General features: G+C 73.8%; 21 protein-coding genes. 6 read left to right on the top strand and 15 right to left on the bottom strand.

Annotation, left to right across the window (positions count from 1 at the left end):
- Positions 1 to 106: 106 nt before the first annotated feature.
- Positions 107 to 724, bottom strand: coding sequence for a hypothetical protein (locus A3Q37_RS07840; protein WP_065479708.1), 618 nt, complete (start codon positions 722 to 724; stop codon positions 107 to 109).
- Positions 725 to 988: 264 nt separating this feature from the next.
- Between A3Q37_RS07840 and A3Q37_RS38205 the strand changes: the two genes are divergently transcribed.
- Both A3Q37_RS38205 and A3Q37_RS07830 read left to right on the top strand, forming a co-directional pair.
- On the top strand, positions 989 to 2,551 hold the full coding sequence (locus A3Q37_RS38205) for a helix-turn-helix transcriptional regulator (protein ID WP_065480239.1): 1,563 nt from the start codon (positions 989 to 991) through the stop codon (positions 2,549 to 2,551).
- Positions 2,552 to 2,664: 113 nt separating this feature from the next.
- Positions 2,665 to 3,672: a PHP domain-containing protein gene (locus tag A3Q37_RS07830; RefSeq protein WP_065480237.1), complete on the top strand. Its 1,008-nt coding sequence runs from the start codon at positions 2,665 to 2,667 to the stop codon at positions 3,670 to 3,672.
- Positions 3,673 to 3,762: 90 nt separating this feature from the next.
- Here the strand turns inward: A3Q37_RS07830 and A3Q37_RS07825 are convergent, their stop codons facing one another.
- Both A3Q37_RS07825 and A3Q37_RS07820 read right to left on the bottom strand, forming a co-directional pair.
- Positions 3,763 to 3,954, bottom strand: a complete 192-nt coding sequence (locus A3Q37_RS07825; protein WP_065479705.1) for a DUF6381 family protein — start codon at positions 3,952 to 3,954, stop codon at positions 3,763 to 3,765.
- Positions 3,955 to 4,079: 125 nt separating this feature from the next.
- Entirely contained in the window at positions 4,080 to 5,285 is a 1,206-nt protein-coding gene (locus A3Q37_RS07820) for an aromatic acid exporter family protein (RefSeq protein ID WP_065479702.1), read from the bottom strand.
- 130 nt (positions 5,286 to 5,415) lie between these two features.
- Between A3Q37_RS07820 and A3Q37_RS07815 the strand changes: the two genes are divergently transcribed.
- Both A3Q37_RS07815 and A3Q37_RS07810 read left to right on the top strand, forming a co-directional pair.
- Entirely contained in the window at positions 5,416 to 5,598 is a 183-nt protein-coding gene (locus tag A3Q37_RS07815; protein WP_065479698.1) for a DUF6480 family protein, read from the top strand.
- The gene (locus tag A3Q37_RS07810; RefSeq protein ID WP_065479695.1) at positions 5,595 to 6,266 is read left to right on the top strand and encodes an endonuclease; all 672 of its coding nucleotides are present in this window, start codon (positions 5,595 to 5,597) and stop codon (positions 6,264 to 6,266) included. Before A3Q37_RS07815 ends, A3Q37_RS07810 begins: the two co-directional genes overlap by 4 nt.
- 191 nt (positions 6,267 to 6,457) lie before the next feature.
- Here the strand turns inward: A3Q37_RS07810 and A3Q37_RS07805 are convergent, their stop codons facing one another.
- Positions 6,458 to 6,637: a hypothetical protein gene (locus A3Q37_RS07805; protein WP_065480233.1), complete on the bottom strand. Its 180-nt coding sequence runs from the start codon at positions 6,635 to 6,637 to the stop codon at positions 6,458 to 6,460.
- 76 nt (positions 6,638 to 6,713) lie between these two features.
- A complete protein-coding gene (locus A3Q37_RS07800; protein WP_065479692.1) occupies positions 6,714 to 7,103 on the bottom strand; it encodes a hypothetical protein in 390 nt (129 codons plus the stop codon).
- Between the two features lie 87 nt (positions 7,104 to 7,190).
- Between A3Q37_RS07800 and A3Q37_RS07795 the strand changes: the two genes are divergently transcribed.
- On the top strand, positions 7,191 to 7,562 hold the full coding sequence (locus tag A3Q37_RS07795; RefSeq protein WP_065479688.1) for a DUF779 domain-containing protein: 372 nt from the start codon (positions 7,191 to 7,193) through the stop codon (positions 7,560 to 7,562).
- 16 nt (positions 7,563 to 7,578) lie between these two features.
- On the opposite strand, the gene A3Q37_RS07790 is transcribed toward A3Q37_RS07795, so the two are convergent.
- From A3Q37_RS07790 to A3Q37_RS07765, 6 genes are all read right to left on the bottom strand, one after another.
- The gene (locus A3Q37_RS07790; protein ID WP_065479685.1) at positions 7,579 to 9,168 is read right to left on the bottom strand and encodes a hypothetical protein; all 1,590 of its coding nucleotides are present in this window, start codon (positions 9,166 to 9,168) and stop codon (positions 7,579 to 7,581) included.
- Between the two features lie 136 nt (positions 9,169 to 9,304).
- Positions 9,305 to 10,045, bottom strand: a complete 741-nt coding sequence (locus tag A3Q37_RS07785; RefSeq protein ID WP_065479682.1) for a hypothetical protein — start codon at positions 10,043 to 10,045, stop codon at positions 9,305 to 9,307.
- Between the two features lie 104 nt (positions 10,046 to 10,149).
- A complete protein-coding gene (locus A3Q37_RS07780; RefSeq protein WP_006129323.1) occupies positions 10,150 to 10,344 on the bottom strand; it encodes a hypothetical protein in 195 nt (64 codons plus the stop codon).
- A gap of 117 nt (positions 10,345 to 10,461) precedes the next feature.
- The gene (locus A3Q37_RS07775) at positions 10,462 to 11,340 is read right to left on the bottom strand and encodes a phosphatidylinositol-specific phospholipase C/glycerophosphodiester phosphodiesterase family protein (RefSeq protein WP_065479679.1); all 879 of its coding nucleotides are present in this window, start codon (positions 11,338 to 11,340) and stop codon (positions 10,462 to 10,464) included.
- Between the two features lie 136 nt (positions 11,341 to 11,476).
- Entirely contained in the window at positions 11,477 to 12,379 is a 903-nt protein-coding gene (locus tag A3Q37_RS07770; RefSeq protein ID WP_065479676.1) for a serine hydrolase, read from the bottom strand.
- Positions 12,376 to 13,278, bottom strand: a complete 903-nt coding sequence (locus tag A3Q37_RS07765; RefSeq protein ID WP_255311769.1) for a LysR family transcriptional regulator — start codon at positions 13,276 to 13,278, stop codon at positions 12,376 to 12,378. Before A3Q37_RS07765 ends, A3Q37_RS07770 begins: the two co-directional genes overlap by 4 nt.
- A gap of 166 nt (positions 13,279 to 13,444) precedes the next feature.
- Between A3Q37_RS07765 and bla the strand changes: the two genes are divergently transcribed.
- Complete coding sequence (bla, locus tag A3Q37_RS07760) at positions 13,445 to 14,389, top strand: class A beta-lactamase (protein WP_065480227.1); 945 nt, start codon at positions 13,445 to 13,447, stop codon at positions 14,387 to 14,389.
- A 4-nt stretch (positions 14,390 to 14,393) separates the two neighbouring features.
- Here bla and A3Q37_RS07755 read toward each other — a convergent pair whose 3' ends face one another.
- The 4 genes from A3Q37_RS07755 to A3Q37_RS07740 are packed head-to-tail and all read right to left on the bottom strand — an operon-like array spanning position 14,394 to position 17,859.
- Positions 14,394 to 15,068 carry an ABC transporter ATP-binding protein gene (locus tag A3Q37_RS07755; protein WP_065479672.1) on the bottom strand — a complete coding sequence of 225 codons (675 nt, stop codon included), beginning with the start codon at positions 15,066 to 15,068 and terminating at the stop codon, positions 14,394 to 14,396.
- Complete coding sequence (locus A3Q37_RS07750; RefSeq protein WP_255311773.1) at positions 15,061 to 15,993, bottom strand: ABC transporter ATP-binding protein; 933 nt, start codon at positions 15,991 to 15,993, stop codon at positions 15,061 to 15,063. Before A3Q37_RS07750 ends, A3Q37_RS07755 begins: the two co-directional genes overlap by 8 nt.
- A 50-nt stretch (positions 15,994 to 16,043) precedes the next feature.
- Positions 16,044 to 16,901 (bottom strand): ABC transporter permease, encoded by an 858-nt coding sequence (locus tag A3Q37_RS07745; protein ID WP_065479669.1) that lies wholly within the window; start codon positions 16,899 to 16,901, stop codon positions 16,044 to 16,046.
- Positions 16,894 to 17,859, bottom strand: a complete 966-nt coding sequence (locus tag A3Q37_RS07740; protein ID WP_176711379.1) for an ABC transporter permease — start codon at positions 17,857 to 17,859, stop codon at positions 16,894 to 16,896. The genes A3Q37_RS07745 and A3Q37_RS07740 overlap by 8 nt, the downstream gene beginning before the upstream one ends.
- Positions 17,860 to 17,868 lie beyond the last annotated feature (9 nt).

Genomic DNA, 17,868 nt, shown 5'->3' with positions numbered 1-17,868 from the left:
GGGCGTTTCGTGCCGGGTCACACTGCCAGCATGCTCCCGATCCGGGGTACCCCGCACCTTCGGCGACCGGCCACTCCCCTGTGGCGGCCGGTCGCCGGAGGCGGGATCAGTACAGCTTGGCGACGGCGGTGCGGGTGGTCTTCTTGAACCCCTCCAGCGGAGCGCCGTCCAGATCGCCCAGCTGCCCCCACTCGACGACGGTGACGGCCCGGCCGTCGCGGCCCACGGAGAACAGCCCGATGTCCGTGGAGCCGACCTCCGGGTAGGACGTGTCGATGCTGTAGACGTGCGCGCCCTCCTCGACGTCGATCCGGCCGTGGTAGAACGCCTCGCCCTCCAGGCCGGGGTCCTGCTCCTTCAGCCGGTCGAGGCAGCTCTCCAGGGCGCTCCGCAGGTCGGCGGCGAGCTTCTTGGCCCGGGCGGTGGTGGGGGCGACCGTGATGGTCTGCCGGGCGGTGGTGTCCAGCTCGGTACGGAAGTCCCGGTGGCGGGTGCCGGCCGCCGGGGCGATCCCGGCGGTGCACACGGACCCTTCCGCGGGCACGCCCTTGCGCACCGGACCGGCCGTCCAGGGCGTGTGGGAGGCGGGCAGCTGGCCCGCGCTGAGGAACTTCGGCTGGGCGGGGGCCTGGGCCGGGGCCGCGGCGACGGGCACCTGGGCCAGGGCGGTGACGGCCAGGCCCGCGGCCATGACGGTCAGAAGGGCGGTGCGGAGGTTGCGCATGGTGAGGTTCCCCGTTTCGGATGGTGCGGTCGGCTGGTCCGTACCGTGCGGCCGTGCTCGTACGTACGGCGTCGCGCCGAGGCGTACGGGGCCCGGTCGGGCCCGTACGGCGGCGGTACGGAACGGGCACCAGCCTGGGCCGCGGCCCCGGATCCCGACAAGCGCGACACGGCTTCCGGCCGGGCTGGAACCGTCCCACCCCCGGTGACGTGGGTGTTCTCGAAGGGCTGGAACGCCCTGGAACAGCGGCAGGGGAGGTCGAGCGTGTCGGGTGACGCCGAGGGCGCCGCACGGGCGGTGCTGGCGGAGCGGCTGAGCGCGCTGCGGGAGGGTTCGGGCCGGACGTACGCGTCGCTGGCCCGCCGCATCGGGGTCAGCGGTTCGACGCTGCACCGGTACTGCACGGGGCGGACGGTGCCCGCGGAGTTCGCCCCGGTGGAACGGCTGGCCCGCTTGTGCGGCGCACCGGCGGAGGACCGGGAGGCGCTGCACCGCCTGTGGCTCCTGGCGGACGGGGAACGCCTGGATCGGTCGGGGCCGTCGGGGGCGGAGGCGGGCGCGGAGGAGGTGATGGCCGGAGCGCCTGCGGGAGGCGCTGTGGCGGGGCCGCCTGTGTCCGGGGTCCTGTCCGGGCCGCCGCCGGAAGGCGCTGGGCCGCCTGCGCCGGGGGCCCTTTCGGAGCCGCCCGACGGGGAGGGGCCGCACGCGGTGCAGGCCCCGGGGCCTGCACCGGTCGCCGCCTCCGACTCCGGCTCCGACCCCGACCCCGGCTCCGGCTCCGGCTCCGGCTCCGGCTCCGGACAGTCGGGCGCGATCGGGGGCCGGCCTTCCCGGAAGCCGGTGCTCCGGTCGCTTCGCGCGCGCCGGTACGGGCAAGGGCTCGGCGTCCTCGCCGCCGCGCTCCTCGTCCTCGCCCTGGTCGCGGCCTTCGGGCGGCCATGGTCCTCGGGTCCCGATGGGCGCGCGTCGGTGGCCCGAGCACCGGGCGAGCCTCCCGTGGACGCCCCGGAGGCCACCTCGTCCCGCTCCCCCACGCCCGGGAAGCCGAAGAGCACGGAGAGCGGGTCCTCGCACGGCACGCCGTCGGGCAGCCCCTCGCCGACCGCGTCACCCGGTGTCGGGCCGCGCGACGAGAGCGTCCCCCGGTCCTCCGGGCCCGCGTCGGGGCCCGAAGCCGGGCGGGTGCCGTTCACCTGGACCGGTGACGACCATGTCTGGAAGAACGGCTGCGGCCACTCCTACCTCCTCGACCGGGCGCCGGGCGCCGTTCCGCCGCCCCCGGTGCAGGCCGACGCGGCGTCCTGGGCGGGGGCGCTCGGCGCGGTGCACGCGGGCGAGACCGGGGTCCGGATCACCTTGCAGGGCCGCGACGAGCGGGCCGTGGTGCTGGAATCCCTGCGGATCCGGGTGGTCGAGCGCGGCTCACCGGCCCCGGGCCGGGTCTACCGGATGAGTTCCGGCTGCGGCGGCTCCCTCACCCCGAGGATGTTCGACGTGGATCTCGACGCCTCCCGCCCCGTGGCCCGCTCGGTCGCGGGGAACGACTCGGGCGAGCCCATCGAGGCGGTCGCCTTCCCGTACCGCGTCTCGGTCACCGACCCCGAGGTCTTCCTGATCACCGGCCGCACGGTCGGCTGCGACTGCTCGTGGGTGGCGGAGCTGGCCTGGAGCAGCGGCGGCCGGTCTGGCTCGGTGCGTATCGACGACGGCGGGCGGCCGTTCCGTACGAGCGGGGTGCGCGGGCACTCCGTACTCGACTACGACACGGCCACCGGCCGCTGGGTGTCCGTGGCGGACGACGCCGAGGCCACGGAGGGCGCGTCCTGAGCCGGTGACCGGGGCGCGGAGGCGGGCCGGGCCGGGGGCGCTCATGCTGGATGGGGCGGGCGGCGTGCCCGGCGGACCGGCGTCGGCCGCAGCCGCTCCTGGTGGAGGTGCCGATGGATCCCGTCACCGCTCTCCGGCGGATCGCCTACCTGCTGGAACGCTCGCAGGCCGCCACGTACCGGGTGAAGGCCTTCCGTACGGCCGCCGCCGCTGTGGACGCCATGGCCGCCGGGGAGGCGGCGGAGCGGGTGGCCGCGAAATCCCTGGAGCGGGTCCCCGGCATCGGGCCGCGTACGGCCGAGGTGATCCGTGAGGCCCTGGCCGGGAAGACGCCCGGATATCTGGACCGGCTGGAGCAGGAGGCCGCGGCCGAGCCGCCCGTCGAGGCGGGCCAGGACCTCTTCGCGCGGCTGACGGGCGACTGCCATATGCACTCGGACTGGTCGGACGGGGGCAGCCCGATCGAGGAGATGGGCCGGACCGCCGCGGAGCTGGGCCACGCGTGGGCCGTTCTCACCGACCACTCGCCCCGGCTGACGGTGGCCAAGGGCCTGTCGCCGGAGCGGCTGCGGGAGCAGCTGGAGGTGGTGGAGCGGCTCAACGAGGAGTGGGCCCCGTTCCGGCTGCTGACGGGGATCGAGTGCGACATCCTGCCGGACGGCTCGCTCGACCAGGAGGACGAGCTGCTGGAACGGCTCGACGTGGTGGTGGTCTCCGTCCACTCCAAACTGCGGATGGACCCGGCCCCGATGACCCGGCGGCTGGAGGCGGCGGTGCGCCATCCACGGGCGAATGTGCTCGGCCACTGCACGGGACGCCTGCTCGACGGGCGCGGTCGGCCGGAGTCGCGGTTCGACGCGGACCGGGTCTTCGCGGCCTGCGCCGAGGCCGGGACCGCGGTGGAGATCAACTGCCGCCCGGAGCGGCAGGACCCGCCCCTGCGGCTGCTGCGCGCGGCCGTCGCGGCGGGGACGCTGTTCGCGATCGACACGGACGCGCACGCCCCGGGGCAGCTCGACTGGCAGCGGTCGGGGTGCGCCCGCGCCGAGGAGTGCGGGGTGCCGGCGGACCGGGTGGTGACGACCTGGAGCGCGGAACGGCTGCTGGAGTGGGCGGGCTGACCCGCGTCTGCGCCGCAGGCGCTCACGCGCCCGCCCCCGGAGGTTTCGTACGTCCTCCGGGAACGGGCGGGTGGGCAGGCAGCGGCGAGGCTACTTCTGGGGGTAGATGTCCCCGGCCTCCATCGCGCTCTGCTGTTCGCTGCGGTCCCGGATCGTCCGGGACTTCTTCTCCAGCCGCTCACGCTCCTGCGGGTCGCTCGCGCGCTCTGCCGCCTCGTGGAGCTGCTGGGCCTTCTCACGCATCTGCCGAGCCAGGTCGGCGGGTTCGTCCGAACCGCTCATCACCACTCCTTGGACGCCGGGTACGGGATCTCTGCCCCCAGCGAACCAGCGACCGGCCGCCTCCGCATCCCGCGTGACCGGAGCCCGGTCGCCGGAATCGGCGGCGCCGCCCCGGTTCAGGCGGTTCATTCAGGCTGCCTGCCGAGGCGCCGCAGGAGCGCGCGCAGCCGGGGGTGGCGGGCGTGTGCCTCCCCCGAGCGGCGGTCCAGCTCCTCGCCGAGCCGTTTGGTGCGCTCCTCGATGTCGAGTTCGGCCAGCACCCGGTCGATCTCGGCGAGCAGGGCGCCGTGCAGCTGCCACTGGCGCGGGTGCTCCTGGACGTCCTCCAGCAGCAGGTCGGCCACCCGGTCGCGGGTGGCACGGCTGCGGGCGAGCGCGTCGGCGAGCCGTTCCTCGGCCGCCTCCGCGTCGGCGGCGAGCTGGGTGGTGACCAGGACGGCGAAGCTCTCGATCGCCTCGGCGAGGCGGCCGAAGAGTTCCTGGAGCAGTTCCGTCACATCGGCCGGGAAGAGTGATTCCTCGGTACGGGCCTTCGCCAGGTCGGTGAGGGTGCGGGACAGGACGCGCAGGACGACGGCGCAGATCTCCAGCGTGTCGAGCCCGGTCCGCAGGACGACCCGGTGCAGCAGCCCCTGTCTCACCCTGGGGTTGAGGGTGAGACTTTCCTCCGCCTGGCGCAGGGAGGCGTCGACCTCCACGATGTCGTGGTCGAGCCTGCGGGCCTCGTGCAGCCGGGCGGCGGCCCGGGAGACGGGGTTGTGCCCCACGACCTCCTCGCCCATGCTGCGCAGCATCGTGCCCATCCGGACGGCCAGCGACTCGATGGAGGAACCGGCCGAGCCGACCCAGACCGGCGGGGCGAGGAGCAGGTTGAACAGGAGCCCGACCACCGCGCCGATCAGCGTCTCCCACACCCGGTCCCATGCGGTGTCGGCGACCTGGGAGACGCCGAGGACGAGCATCGCGCTGATCGCCACCTCGGGCACGAACTCGTTGACCCGGACCAGCCGCCCGATCAGCAGCGAGGTGAAGATGGTGAGGCCGAGGCTCCACCAGCTCAGCCCCACCAGGGAGCTGAAGCCGATGGCGATGAGGACGCCGACGATGACCGAGTTCACCCGGCGGATGCCGGTCGTGAGGGTCGCGTAGAGGGTCACCTGGACGACCAGGAGCGCGGTGAGGGGCGCGGTGAGCGGGGCCGGTTCGGGCAGCAGCCAGACGGCCACGGAGTAGGCGATGACGGCGGCCGCGGTCGAGCGCAGCGTCTGCACCCCGGCGGGTTCGGTGGTGCGCTGCACGAGCTTGACGACGGGGGCGGAGACTCGGGGCATTCCTTGACGGTGCCCCGATTTCGTCCCGCCGCAGCGCTCCCACGGGCCGGGCTCCGCCGTACGGCCCCGCATCCGGGTGCGGGGATCCGGACGGCGTGCGCGGGGCCACGGTCGGAGGGACCCTGGAGGCATGGCTGTACTACTGAATCCCCCAGGAGAGACACCGCCGGCCGAGGGTTCCACAAGCGAGGCCCACGAGGAGCGCGCGGACGGAGGGCTGTGGGAGCACCCGGGCGTCTGGACCGCCCTGATCGTGATCGGAGCGCTCGTGGTCGCCGGATTCTTCCTCGCCCGGATCTTCGGTTACGGATGACCGGGACGGCGTCCCCTTCAGCGCGCCGGATCACCGACGCGCTGCTGGAGGAGTGCGGGCGGACGTATGCGGCGGAGGCGGGGATCCGGCTGCGCGACACCCCGCAGCCGCTCTACCAGCTTCTGGTGCTGAGCCATCTGCTGAGCGCCAGGATCCGCGCATCGGTGGCCGTGGCCGCCGCGCGGGCGTTGTTCGCGCACGGGATGCGCACCCCGCGCCGGATGGCGGACGCGACCTGGCAGCAGCGCGTGGACGCGTTGGGCGAGGGCGGTTACCGCCGCTACGACGAGCGGACCTCCACCCAGCTCGGCGAGGGCGCCCACCTGGTCCTGGACGTCTGGAAGGGCGACCTGCGGCGGCTGCGCGCGGAGGCGGACGGCGATACGGAGGCGGTGCGGGCGGGGCTCCAGCGGGTGCCGGGGATCGGCCCGGCCGGGGCCGACATCTTCGTACGCGAGGTGCAGGCCGTATGGCCGGAGACCGGGTTCTGGGTCGGCGCGAAGGGACTCCAGGGGGCCGAGCGGCTCGGTCTGCCGACCTCCACGGGCCGGCTCGCCGAGGTGACGCGCGACCGGGACCGGGCCGCGTTCGCGGCGGCGCTGGTCAGGGCGGCCCTCGACCGGGAGACCGCCGAGACGGTACGGGAGTCGGCCCTCGCCGGGAAGTGACCACCGCGCGGCCCCACGAAGGCCCAAGCTTCGGCGAAGACGCCCCGGCCTCGCACAGGCGCAGGCCATGGCCAAGGCGTCGGCCTCGCAAAGGCTCCAGCCATGGCGAAGGCGCCCGACCCGGCAAACGCGCGCGTGCCAGGGCGAAGGCGCCCGGCCGTACGGTGACGGCTCGGGCGCCTCGCTCACTCTCAGCGGTCGGAAGCAGCCCGTGACGCGCGTGCCAGGGCCTCCTCGCGGCGGGCCTCGGCCTGTTCCCTCCTGCCCTCGGCCTTCAGCCGCTCGTCCTCGAGGGCGATGCCGTCCGACTCCTTGATCATGCCTTTGAGCCTTCGCGCCTTGGCGCGGGCTATCTCGGTGCTCTTTCCCACAGCTGCCTCCATGCCGCGAGGGAGATACGCGCTTCCTCCCTCCACTATGCATACCCGCGCCACGGAACGCAGGGGGCTACAGCAGCGGGTTCTCGTCGTCGTCCGGTCCGCCGCCCTCGACCCGCAGCGCGAGGTCCTGGAGGACGTCGGCCGACGACACGTCGGTCTGCCCGGAGTCGTGGACCTGGGCGAGCATCGTGAACGCGAGGGTGAAGGCGCTCACGAGCTGTTCGACCGCACCGCCGACCTCGCGCCCGACGACGGCGACCACCTCCTCGACGGAGAAGTCGTCGGGGATGGCGATGTGCGGCATCGTCTCGTTCAGCAGGGCGGTGACCGCGCCCGCTCCCGCGTCCAGATCTTCCCGTTCGAGGTCCGCCTCCAGCAGGCGCTGCATTTCGCGCGCCTCTGTGAGGATGCCGATCACGCGCTTCACGACTTCCCGTTGCTCCATGGGCGCGAGCATAGGGTGTGCAACCCGGTCGCAACGTCCGGTCGAGTTGACTCGCGTCCGGTTGTCGCAGCGCTGCCACGGCCGGAAAGGGGCAGGTCCATGGAGTGTGACCCGGTATCACCCGCCGTCGGGCTGACGCCCGCCGCCGCCGGACTGCTGCGGCGGCTGCGGGCGGACCACGGCCCGTTGATGTTCCATCAGTCGGGCGGCTGCTGCGACGGCAGCGCGCCGATGTGCTACCCGGCGGACGAGTTCCGTACCGGGGACGCCGATGTGCTGCTGGCGGAACTCGTCGTCGAGGGAATGTCCGAAACGGTGCCCTTCTGGATGTCGCGGAGCCAGTACGCGGTGTGGGCCCACACTCGGCTGATCGTCGACGTGGTGGAGGGCCGGGGCAGCGGCTTCTCGCTGGAGGCCCCGGAAGGGGTGCGCTTCCTCATCCGTTCCCGCCTGGTGGACGGGGACGGATGAGGAGGCGTGCTGCCCGTCAGACGGTGTCGCGCACCGCGACGATCCCGTTGAAGACACCCGCGTACGCGGTGCCGTCGGGGCCGATCGTGATGGGTGCCCAGTTGTTGTCGTAGGCGGGTCCGGTGCCGGTGAGGGTGCGCCAGCGGCGTTCGCCGGTACGGAAGTCGACGGCGGTCAGATACCAGGCGTCGATGCCCAGGGCGTTGGGTTCCTTCTCGTAGAAGTAGAGGAGCCCGTTGGCCGTGGACAGCTTGGGCACGGTGGAGGGCGAGCGGACGGCGCTCTCCCACACCGTGTCGCAGCCGCTGCCGTCGGGCCGTACGTCGATCCGGGTGACGCCGCCGACGACGCTGCGGCCCAGCAGCAGGGAGGTGGGGTTCTCGTAGCCGTAGTTGTTCTCGACGACGAGGCTGTTGCCCCAGCTGATCAGCGAGTTGTCGGTGGTGGAGCGGCCGTGGCCGAAGACCGGGACCGAGCAGACGAGGCGGCGGTCAGCGGGGACATCGGCGCCCCGGCGGAAGACCAGGACGTTCATCCGGTCGTCCGCGTTGTCGGTGATGGCGACGTATTGCTCATCGGTGCCGAACAGGTCGGGGGTGGTGCCGGAGCCCTGGTTGACCGAGCCGGGTTTGGTGCCGGTGCCCCGGTCGTACGTCTGCCGCCACTGGACGCGCGGGGTGCCGTCCGCCTCGGCCGTGAAGCTGTAGAGAGCGTGGTCGGAGACGATGGAGACCGTGTCCCGGTCCACGGAGAACGAGTTCTGGATCTCCTCGCCGTCGAGCCGGACGGACCGGATGGCCGAGGTGTCCGGGTCGACCGTGCCGGCCCGGCCGAGCCGGGTCACCCACCAGATGCGGCCCTGCCAGTCGGGCATCACGGAGGTCACCGGGTCGCAGACGCCGCTGGGGAAGAGGTTGGTCCAGGACACGCAGTCGTGCGGGACATGTCCGGTGAGGTCCCAGTCGTCCTCGACGGCGAACTCCCAGCGGCCGTCGGCGTCCTGCCGGTGGGCGATGCGCAGAACGTGCTGGCGCGAGTCGGCGAGGACGACCCGGTCCCGGTCGTCCAGGTAGAAGTAGGCGCCGCCCGAGGTGTCCTTGAAGATCTTCGAGAAGTCGAGCCGGGTGATCGCCTCGACGGTGGAGGAGCGCTGCGGCAGCTTGTACTCGGCGAGGGTGTCGAGGGTGCGCGGGTCGAGCAGCTTGAGCAGGAAGCCGGTGAACGTTCCGCAGACCGTGATCAGCCGGCCGGCCGCGTCGAAGGTCGCGGTGGCGCACTCGCCGCCGACCGGGGCGATCTTCTCGCTGGTCACCTCCGGGCTCCGGCCGAGCGGTCCGGCGTACGGGTGGGTGCCGCTGCCCGCCGCGTCCGCGTGCATGCCGCTGCGGCCGTTGGGGGCGAGGTAGGGGTGTTGCGGGGGCGCCTGCCCGGGGACCGGCGACGCGGTGGCGGGAGCGCCTTCGTACGCCTTGACCAGGCGGTGGCCGGGGGCCTTGGGGATGTCGTCGGCCAGGGCGGGGGCCGTGGGCCCGGCCAGGGTGAGGGTGGCGACGGCGAGCGTCAGGGCCAGGGCGCGGGCGAGCGCTCTGCGGTACGGCGGGGGCATCGGGCTCCTCGGTTACGGACGGGGGTCGCGCCGCCGCCCGACGTTAGGAGGAGGTCCGTGAAGTGTCCATGGAAACGAGGAGGGTTTCGCGGGCCCGACACGCTGCCGCAACATGCCCGGGCCCGGGGCGGGTCGCTCAGCGCTGCGGGCGCTTCGGGCGGGAGCGGTTGTCCTTGATGGCCCGGCGGATCTCTGCGGCGGTGGAGCGTGCGTGTTCCGAGGTCGCCGTGTGGTCGGCGACCGAGGGGACGAAGCGGTGCAGGGGCTGCCGGCAGTGGGCGCAGGGGGCGTCGGTCGTGAGGTGGTAGCCGTCCTCGCACAGGGGGTCGGTGCAGGAGCCGGGCCGCAGGAGCTGTTCGGCGATGTCCTGGGCGCTCCACCGGCGGCGGCCGTCCTCGTCGAGTTCGCCGAGGGCGTGGGCCCAGCGCAGGTTCCAGCGCCGTTCGATGCGCTCGCGGAGCTGGGCGGCGCTGCGGACGGCGATCTCCTGGTGGATGAGGTCGTGGACGGTGCTGGGCACCCGGCCGCCGAGGCCTTGGAGGAGTTGGTGCGGCAGGGCCTGGAGGACGTAACCGCGGGGGTTGCTCCGGGCGCTCTCCCGCCAGCGGTCGCAGGCGCAGGATCCGTCGGGGCGCCGGGGTGCGTGGCAGCGGCCGCACAGTCCGCGGCATTCGGCGCACAGCCCGCCGTCGAGCCCGTCCAGATGGGGTGCGGGCGCCCGGCCGCACTCGTGGCAGCAGGCCGCGCACGGCCCGCAGAGCCGCTCGTTGCCCGCCTTGGTCGTCCAGGTCCGCATCTGGCACCGGCAGCACAGGGCGGTGTTGCAGTACTCGTGGTGGGCGGCGCCCGAGTGCCGGCCGGAGGGCGGAAAAGACATCTGCCCATTGTGCGGGATGTCCGGTGCGGATGCGGACGGTCCCCCGCGCGGTCCCTCGTACGGGGCCGGTGGCGCAGCCGTACGGAATCCGGCGGCGGATCCCGTCAGGGGTGCAGGCTGCTGACCAGGTCGGCGGTGGCCCCGACGCCGTCGTGAATGGTCGGGGCCATGCTCGTACCCGCGAGGAAGAAGCCCAGCAGGAGGCAGACCAGGGCGTGCGAGACCTTCAGGCCTCCGTTGCGCAGAAAGATCACCGCGAGGATCACCAGGAGCAGTACCAGTGAGATCGAAATGGCCATGACCAACCTCCTCCGCCGCGCCTGATTTGCGGCTTTCGGCCGCCAGTGTGGCGCAGCGGAGGGGCCGTTCGGCGCACTGGCGTGTCCGCCGAACGGGTACTTCCGGAAGGTCGTGCGTTACGAGGTCGGCGCGGTGTTCCGCCGGGCGCGCAGGAAGCTTTCGAGCCCGGCCAGGTCGTCGGTGTTGAGGTGGTCGACCCCCGCGGCGAGCAGTTCGGACCAGACGGCCTCGCGTTCGGGGCCCGCGACGTCCGGGGTGGCCCAGAAGCGGATGCGGCGGCCTTCGCGGTGGGCGGTGGTGACGAGGCTGTGGAGCCGGTCGCGCTCGGCGCGGGGGAAGGGGCCCGCGCCGAGCCAGCTGAAGCTCTGGGTCCAGTTGGCGCTGACGAGCGGGGCGAAGGAGGCGGGGGCCGGGGTGCCGAGGTCGTCGAGGCGGCCGTCGTAGAAGGCGAGGCGGGTGCGCTGGGCCTCCATGGGGGCCCGGGCGGCGCGGTCGCCGGAGATGACGGCGGTGACGGCTTTGGGGACGACGCGGCCGTGCTGGTAGCGGGTGAGCATGTGCTGGTGGCGGCGCAGTTGCCGGTCCAGCTCCTGGTAGGTGGCGACGCCGTCGGCCTTGATGTCGATGAGGAGTTGGACCGGGGTCCGGTGGTGCGGGTGGACGCTGCCGTGTCCGGCGCGGACGAGGGCGGCGAGCGGGTCGAGGTAGAGCGAGGCGAGGGTGCGGGTGGGGTCGAGGGTGGCGGGCTCGTGGGCGACGAGGAGTTCGCCGTCGACGAGGAAGATGTCCGCCTCGACGCTGGTGAACCCGTGGGCGAGCGCGTCGTGCAGCGGGCGCGGGTGGAGGTAGTCGTTGTGCGCGTGGGCGTGGCGTAACGGGCGCGGGCCGCGCGGTCGGGCGGGCGCGGCGGCCGCCGTCGTGGCGGGGACGGCGATGCCCGCGGCGGCGGTGGCGAGGGCGACGGTGAGCGCGCGGCGGCGGGTGAGGTGGGCCATGGGGACTCCCTGAGCGGCGGACGGGGTCGCGACGAGTATGCGTGCGCGACCGGCCCCTCCGTCAGGTACCTGACAGGTGTTCGGCGATGTTTCACGCCGTGGCCACCTCGGGGGCGCGTGGCCGGCCGGACATTCCCTAGAGCTGTCGCAGGTGGTCGCGCAGCCGCCGGGCGGCTTCGGCCATCAGCGCGTCGACGCCCGGCTGCGCGCCCGCCGGGACCGACGACTCGGTCAGGACGGCGACGGCGAAGGTCTGTCCGTCGGCGTGCTCCACGACGCCGATCTCGTGTCTGAGGTTCAGCAGGGTGCCCGTCTTGGAGGACCACCGGCTCGCGTCGGAACTGAAGTCGGGGGTCAGCCGGTGGCGCAGCACGTTGTGGGCCAGGAGGTCGCGGAGCCGTTCGGCCACTTCCGGATGGATCTTCGACGGGGTCCACACGGCTTGGAGGAGGTCGACGAAAGCGCGTGCGCTGCCGGTGTTGGCGCGGGTCGTGTCGAGCTGGGGCACCCGGTGGCCGCGGCCGCTGGTGCCCGCGTCGATGGCCAGCGCGTGGGCGAGGTGCGCCTGGTCGGCGTCGAAACGCTCCACGGGCGTGTCGAACAGCTCCTCCGTGCGGTGCCGGACCGTGATCCCTCGCAGATCGGCTTCGCGGAGGAGACCGGCGACCCGGGCGGGCGGCGTGAGGTCGAACAGCGCGTCGGCGGCCGTTCCGTCGCTCAGGCAGGTGCTGAGGTAGAGCAGGTCGTCGATGGCGATCCGGGCGGGGTGCCGGAAGCGGCTGAGGCCGGTCGGGCCCGGCGTGTCGACGCGGCCGGGCGCCACGTCCAGAAGGGTCGCGCCGTCCAGTTCGCCGCGCCGGATGCGTTCGAGCGTGGCGAACGCGAGCGGAACCTTCACCAGGGAGGCCGACGGCAGCTCCGTGTCCGGCTCGATGCCCAGCTCCTCCCCCGTGTCCAGGTCCCGCACCAGCAGGCACGCGCGCAGGCCGCCCTCGGACAGCCGGGTGCGCACGTCCCGCAACAGGGCCTCGGTGTTCATGCCGCCTTCCCTCCCCCGGCGCGGGCCGGGTCGTCCGCGCCCAGGCAGCGGGCGATGGCCTCGCCCAGCCGCGCTTCGACGGGCAGGGGGTTGCCGTCCGCCACGACCGTGAGGGCGTAGCCCCGGCGCGGGGTCATCTCGCCGATGGGGTGCCAGGCCAGGGCGAGTTCCGCCGCCTGGGCCCGGGAGCACAGCAACAGGTCACCGGAGCAGAGGACTTCGGCCGCGGCGGCCGTCAGGTCCGGTGCGGCGAGCACCTGCGCGGGCCGCAGGCCCACCGCGTCCCGCAGCCGCGTCAGAGGGTCGCGGATGTGCGGTACGTCGTCCTCCGGCTGGATCCAGACGCGGCGGGCCGGGCCCGGCGAGGCCCGCCCGAGCCGCAGTGTCTCGACGTAGATCCGCCGCACCCCGGCCTCCCGCGCCCCGGCCAGCCCGAGCGGTACGGACCAGGGCGCCCCTTCCGCGGGTACGGCGAGCAGGGCGGCGCGCACCTGCTGGGCCTGGACGAGTTCCCTGCGCCGCGCCGGTCCGGCGGTCCGGAGGTCGAGCCGGACGCCGTGGCCCCGTGCCTCGGCGACCAGGCGTGCCAGGGCGGACGGGGAGCAGATGGCGGGGACGGCCAGTCGCCAGGGCTTGTCCTTGACGGCTTCGGCCTCCTCCAGCAGGACGTCGGCGGCCTGGACGAGCTGCCTGGCGGCGGCCAGCATGTCGCGCCCGAAGGGGGTGAGCACGGCCCGCCGCGAGGTGCGCTCGAACAGCTGCTCGCCGAAGCGCTCCTCCAGGGCCGCGACCCGGCGGCTCGCCACCGACTGGGACATCCCCGCGGCGGCGGCCCCGTCGGTGAAGCCGCCGTACTCGCTGACGCTGACGAACGCCCGACACGCTCCGACCAGATCCACGCCCCCGAGCCTATGCGGTTTCGGCATGGAAACGCGCAAGAGCGTATTGGACCGCATGACCGGCGGGGACGAAGGTGGCTTCGCAGGCATGATCACGTACCCGGGACGGAGCTGTGCGGCCCCGTCCCCGATGCGCTCCGGACCGGAGCGCCTGGAGGTTCCGCCCATGCGTCACTCCCGTGCCAGGACCGCCGTCGCCGGTCTGGTCGCCGCGCTGTCCCTCGTACCGCTGGCGGCCTGCGGGCAGAGCGAATCCGCCTCGCGGGACTCTTCCCCCAAGCCCGCCGCGAGTACGTCGGCCTCCGCTGCCGCCGTGAAGCCGTACGCCGGCGACTTCAAGGAGCTGGAGCGGAAGTTCGACGCGCGGCTGGGTGTGTACGCGATCGACACCGGCACGGGGCGCGAGGTGGCCCACAACGACCGGGCGCGCTTCGGCTACCACTCGACCTTCAAGGCGCTCCAGGCCGCGGTCGTGCTCAGCACCTACTCCCTGGACGGCATGGAGAAGCGGGTGACCTACACCCGCGAGGACCTGGTCGCCAACTCCCCGGTGACCGAGAAGCACGTGGACACCGGCATGACGCTGAAGGAGCTGTGCGACGCCTCCGTGCGCTACAGCGACAACACCGCCGCCAACCTCCTCTTCGACCACGTCGGCGGTCCGAAGGGCCTGGACGCCTCGCTGGAGAAGCTGGGCGACGACATCACGCGGATGGACCGGGAGGAGCCGGAGCTGAGCGGCTGGGTTCCCGGCGAGAAGAGAGACACCTCCACGCCCCGGGCGCTGGCCGAGGATCTGCGCGCGTTCGTCCTCGGCAAGGCCCTGCGCGCACCCGAGCGGGCGCAGCTGACGACATGGCTGCGGACCAACACCACCGGGGACGCGGTGATCAGGGCGGGGGTGCCCAAGGGCTGGGTCGTGGGCGACAAGACCGGGACCGGCGGCTACTACGGGGCCCGCAACGACATCGCCGTGGTGTGGCCCCCGGACTCCGCGCCCATCGTCATCGCCATCCTGTCGCACCGCGGTACGAAGGACGCGGAGCCGGACGACCGGCTGATCGCCGAAGCGGCCACGGTGGTCGTCGACTCGCTCTCACTCTCCTCCTAGCGGCTCACGCGGCCGGTGCCTTTTCGGTGTGGCGCTCGCCCCAGCGGACCGTACGGTCGCACCAGCGCTCCAGCAGCACCCGGTCGTGGCCGACGGCCAGCAGGGACGCGCCGGACTCGGCGCGGTAGCGCTCGACGACGGCGACGAGGGCTGCCGTGGTGGACGCGTCGAGCATCGCGGTCATCTCGTCGCAGATCAGCAGCCGGGGCCGCAGCACCAGGGCCCGGGCGAGGCAGGCCCGCTGGAGCTGCCCGTCGCTCACCGCGTGCGGGCGGCGCTCCAGCAGTTCGGCGGAGAGGCCGACCAGCGGGGCCAGTTCCGCCACCCGCTCGGGGACGTCGCGGCGGCGGCCGGTGGACCGCAGGGGCTGGGCGATCAGTTCGCGCAGGCTGAGGCGGGGGTCGGCGGAGAGCCGGGGCTGCTGGAAGACCACGCCGACGGCGGTGCGCTGCTCGCGCGGGGCCCGGTGCCGCCAGCCGCGTATCACCGTGCCGTCGAGGGTCATGGTTCCGGCGTCCGGGCGGTGCAGGAGGGCGGCGACCTTCGCCAGGGTGGACTTGCCGCAGCCGCTGGGGCCCAGCAGCCCGACCGCCTCGCCCGCCGCGACGCGCAGCGACACCTCGCGGACGACGGGGTCGCGGCGGTCGTAGCCGGCGGTGATCCGGGTCAGCTCAAGCATCGGCGGACTCCTTCGACAGGGAGGGCGCCCGGCCCGCCGGCGCGTGGTGACAGGCCAGGCCCGCCGTGAAGGCCGGGCGTTCGCCGGTGCAGCGGGCATCGGCGTACGCGCAGCGGTCGGCGAAGGCGCAGCCGTCGGGCAGCGCCCCCAGCTCCGGCGGCATCCCGGGGATCGGGGTGAACTCCCGCTCGGGCAGGGCGTCCAGCAGCCCCTTGGCGTACGGGTGGCGGGGGCCGGGTGCGCCGAAGAAGGTCTCCGCGTCCGCGATCTCGACGATCCGGCCCGCGTACATGACGGCGACCCGGTCGGCGATGCGTTCGGCGGCGGCCAGGTCGTGGGTGATGATCAGCAGCGCCCGGCCCCCGTCGGTGTGGCGGCGCAGTTCGTCCACGGTCCGCTCGACGAGGTCCCGGTCGAGTCCGGTGGTCGGTTCGTCGGCGAGCAGCAGCGGGGCGTCGCCGATCAGGGCGAGGGCGGTCGCGGCGCGCTGGGCGAGGCCGCCGGAGAGTTCGTGCGGGTAGCGGTCGAGGTGGCCCTCGGGGAACGAGGCGCGGGCGGCGGCCGCCACGGCGGCCTTCGGCAGCTCGCCGCCCCGCGCCCCGGTCAGCTCGCGCAGGCTCTCCTCCAGCTGGGCCCGGACGGTGCGCACGGGCGTGAGGTGGGCGGCCGGACTCTGCGGTACGAGGCCGATGCGCCGTCCCCGTACGGTGCGGGCGAGGGTGCGTTCGCCGGCGGTGAGCAGATCCGTGTCCCCGCCGAGCAGCGCGCTGCCGGTGGTGGCCGCGTTGGCGGGCAGCAGGCCGAGCAGGGCGGAGGCCAGGACGGACTTGCCGCAGCCGCTCTCGCCGACCAGGGCCAGGCACTCCCCGGGTGCGACGGAGAAGCGGGCGTCGGTGACGGCGGCGATGTCCCGGCCGCCGCGCATGCGGAAGCGGACGGAGAGGTCCCGGACGTCCAGGACAGGGGGCTCGGCGGTCACAGCATCAGCTCCGATTTCCGGCGCGGGTTGATCCGGTCGCGCCAGGCTCCGGCGAGTCCCGCGAGCGCGAGGGTCGGGATGATCAGGAAGAGGCCGGGGAAGAGGGTGGGCCACCAGTCCCCGGCGAGCAGCGAACCGCGCGCGGACTGGACGAGGTTGCCGAGGCTGGCCTGGTGGGCCGGGAGGCCGAGCCCGAGGAAGGACAGCGCGGACTCGTGCCACATGGCGTGCGGCACCATGAGCACCGCCGCGAGTCCCGCCTGCGGCAGCACGCCGGGCAGCAGATGGCGGACGATGACCCGGGTGCGGGAGGCGCCGCCGGAGACGGCCGCGTCGATGAAGGGGCGCGAGCGCAGCGAGAGCACTTCGGAGCGGACGATCCGGGCGGTGGAGATCCAGTGGGTGAGGGCCACCGAGATGATGACCGGCCAGACGCCGGGCCGGAACATCGCGACGATGAAGATGCCGAGCAGCAGGTGCGGGATGGAGGACAGGGTGTCGACGACCCGCATCACGATCCGGTCCACCCAGCCGCTGAACGCCCCGGCGAGCGCGCCGATCGCGGTGCCGATGACGGTGGCGGTGAGGGCGGCGACGAGACCGACGAGCAGGGAGACGCGCAGGCCGTAGACGCAGCGGAGCAGGAGGTCGCGGCCGACGTCGTCGGTGCCGAAGGGGTGGGCGAGGGACGGCGGGTCGAGTTTGTTGGCCAGGTCGACGGCCTGCTGGTCGAGCTGGGCCAGCGGCGGGACGACGAGGACGGCGAGCGCGACGGCGGTGACGATCACCGCCGAGGTGACGACCCGGACGCGGCGAGTGGTGCGCCCCGGCTGGGCAAGTGCGGTCTCAGCCATCGAAGGCCACCCGGGGGTCGGCGAGTCCGTAGAGGAGGTCGGAGAGCAGGTTGCCGAGCAGGACGGCGGCGGTGGCGAGCACGGTGAGCGCGGCGAGCAGGGAGAAGTCCACCGAGGTGGCGGCCTGGACGGTGGCGGCGGCGATGCCGGGCCAGCTGAAGACCGTCTCGACGAGCAGCGCGCCGGTGATGAGTTCGGGGACGCGGGAGCCGATGAGGGTGAGCATCGGCAGCATCCCGGAGCGCAGGGCGTGGCCGATGAGCACGGTGCGCTCGCTCAGTCCCCGGGCGCGGGCGCCGCGGACCGGGTCCTCGGCCAGCGCGTCGGCGACCCCTTGGCGTACGTACAGGAAGAACCACGGCAGCTGGGAGATGCCGAGGACGGCGGCGGGCAGCACCAGGTGGGAGGCGACCTGGCCGAAGGTGACGACGTCGCTGGCGGCGTCGGTGAGCCCGCCCGCCGGCAGGACGTCGAGCTTCAGGGCGAAGAACCAGATGGCGAGCAGCCCGAGCCAGAAGGCGGGGGCGGCTTCCAGGGTGTACGCGACGGAGCTGACGCACCGGTCGAGCCAGCCGCCGGGCCTGCGGGCGGCGAGGACGCCGAGTCCGGTGCCGAGGAGGATCGCGATCAGGAAGGCGGTGGCGGCGAGCAGGACGGACCAGCCCATGCGTTCGGCGATGACGTCGGCGACGGGCTGGCGCATCACGCTGGAGTCGCCGAGGTCACCCCGGAGGGCGGAGGTCAGCCAGTCCCACCAGCGGGCGACGAGCGGCTGGTCGACGCCGAGGTTGGCCCGCAGCTGGTCGAGGTTCTCCTGCGACGCGGTGAGCCCGGCGGTGCCCGCGTAGGCCTTGACCGGGTCGAAGGGGGACGCGGCGGCGACGGCGAACACGCCGAAGGTGACGACGCCGAGGACGGGGACGGCGAACAGGGCCCGCCGTCCCGCCATCCGCGCCATCGGCCCCCA

This window comes from Streptomyces sp. PTY087I2 (assembly GCF_001687325.1).
Taxonomy (GTDB): Bacteria; Actinomycetota; Actinomycetes; order Streptomycetales; family Streptomycetaceae; genus Streptomyces.
Note: the sequence above shows the minus strand (reverse complement) of the source record. Positions and strands in the feature narration are given on the sequence as shown.

Excerpts from the sequence above, each read along its gene's own strand:
- A3Q37_RS07840 (WP_065479708.1), bottom strand. The coding sequence starts at position 724 with ATGCGCAACCTCCGCACCGCCCTTCTGACCGTCATGGCCGCGGGCCTG.
- A3Q37_RS07830 (WP_065480237.1), top strand. The coding sequence starts at position 2,665 with ATGGATCCCGTCACCGCTCTCCGGCGGATCGCCTACCTGCTGGAACGC.
- A3Q37_RS07825 (WP_065479705.1), bottom strand. The coding sequence starts at position 3,954 with ATGAGCGGTTCGGACGAACCCGCCGACCTGGCTCGGCAGATGCGTGAG.
- A3Q37_RS07820 (WP_065479702.1), bottom strand. The coding sequence starts at position 5,285 with ATGCCCCGAGTCTCCGCCCCCGTCGTCAAGCTCGTGCAGCGCACCACC.
- A3Q37_RS07815 (WP_065479698.1), top strand. The coding sequence starts at position 5,416 with ATGGCTGTACTACTGAATCCCCCAGGAGAGACACCGCCGGCCGAGGGT.
- A3Q37_RS07810 (WP_065479695.1), top strand. The coding sequence starts at position 5,595 with ATGACCGGGACGGCGTCCCCTTCAGCGCGCCGGATCACCGACGCGCTG.
- A3Q37_RS07800 (WP_065479692.1), bottom strand. The coding sequence starts at position 7,103 with ATGCTCGCGCCCATGGAGCAACGGGAAGTCGTGAAGCGCGTGATCGGC.
- A3Q37_RS07795 (WP_065479688.1), top strand. The coding sequence starts at position 7,191 with ATGGAGTGTGACCCGGTATCACCCGCCGTCGGGCTGACGCCCGCCGCC.
- A3Q37_RS07790 (WP_065479685.1), bottom strand. The coding sequence starts at position 9,168 with ATGCCCCCGCCGTACCGCAGAGCGCTCGCCCGCGCCCTGGCCCTGACG.
- A3Q37_RS07785 (WP_065479682.1), bottom strand. The coding sequence starts at position 10,045 with ATGTCTTTTCCGCCCTCCGGCCGGCACTCGGGCGCCGCCCACCACGAG.
- A3Q37_RS07780 (WP_006129323.1), bottom strand. The coding sequence starts at position 10,344 with ATGGCCATTTCGATCTCACTGGTACTGCTCCTGGTGATCCTCGCGGTG.
- A3Q37_RS07775 (WP_065479679.1), bottom strand. The coding sequence starts at position 11,340 with ATGGCCCACCTCACCCGCCGCCGCGCGCTCACCGTCGCCCTCGCCACC.
- A3Q37_RS07770 (WP_065479676.1), bottom strand. The coding sequence starts at position 12,379 with ATGAACACCGAGGCCCTGTTGCGGGACGTGCGCACCCGGCTGTCCGAG.
- bla (WP_065480227.1), top strand. The coding sequence starts at position 13,445 with ATGCGTCACTCCCGTGCCAGGACCGCCGTCGCCGGTCTGGTCGCCGCG.
- A3Q37_RS07755 (WP_065479672.1), bottom strand. The coding sequence starts at position 15,068 with ATGCTTGAGCTGACCCGGATCACCGCCGGCTACGACCGCCGCGACCCC.
- A3Q37_RS07750 (WP_255311773.1), bottom strand. The coding sequence starts at position 15,993 with ATGCGCGGCGGCCGGGACATCGCCGCCGTCACCGACGCCCGCTTCTCC.
- A3Q37_RS07745 (WP_065479669.1), bottom strand. The coding sequence starts at position 16,901 with ATGGCTGAGACCGCACTTGCCCAGCCGGGGCGCACCACTCGCCGCGTC.
- A3Q37_RS07740 (WP_176711379.1), bottom strand. The coding sequence starts at position 17,859 with ATGGCGCGGATGGCGGGACGGCGGGCCCTGTTCGCCGTCCCCGTCCTC.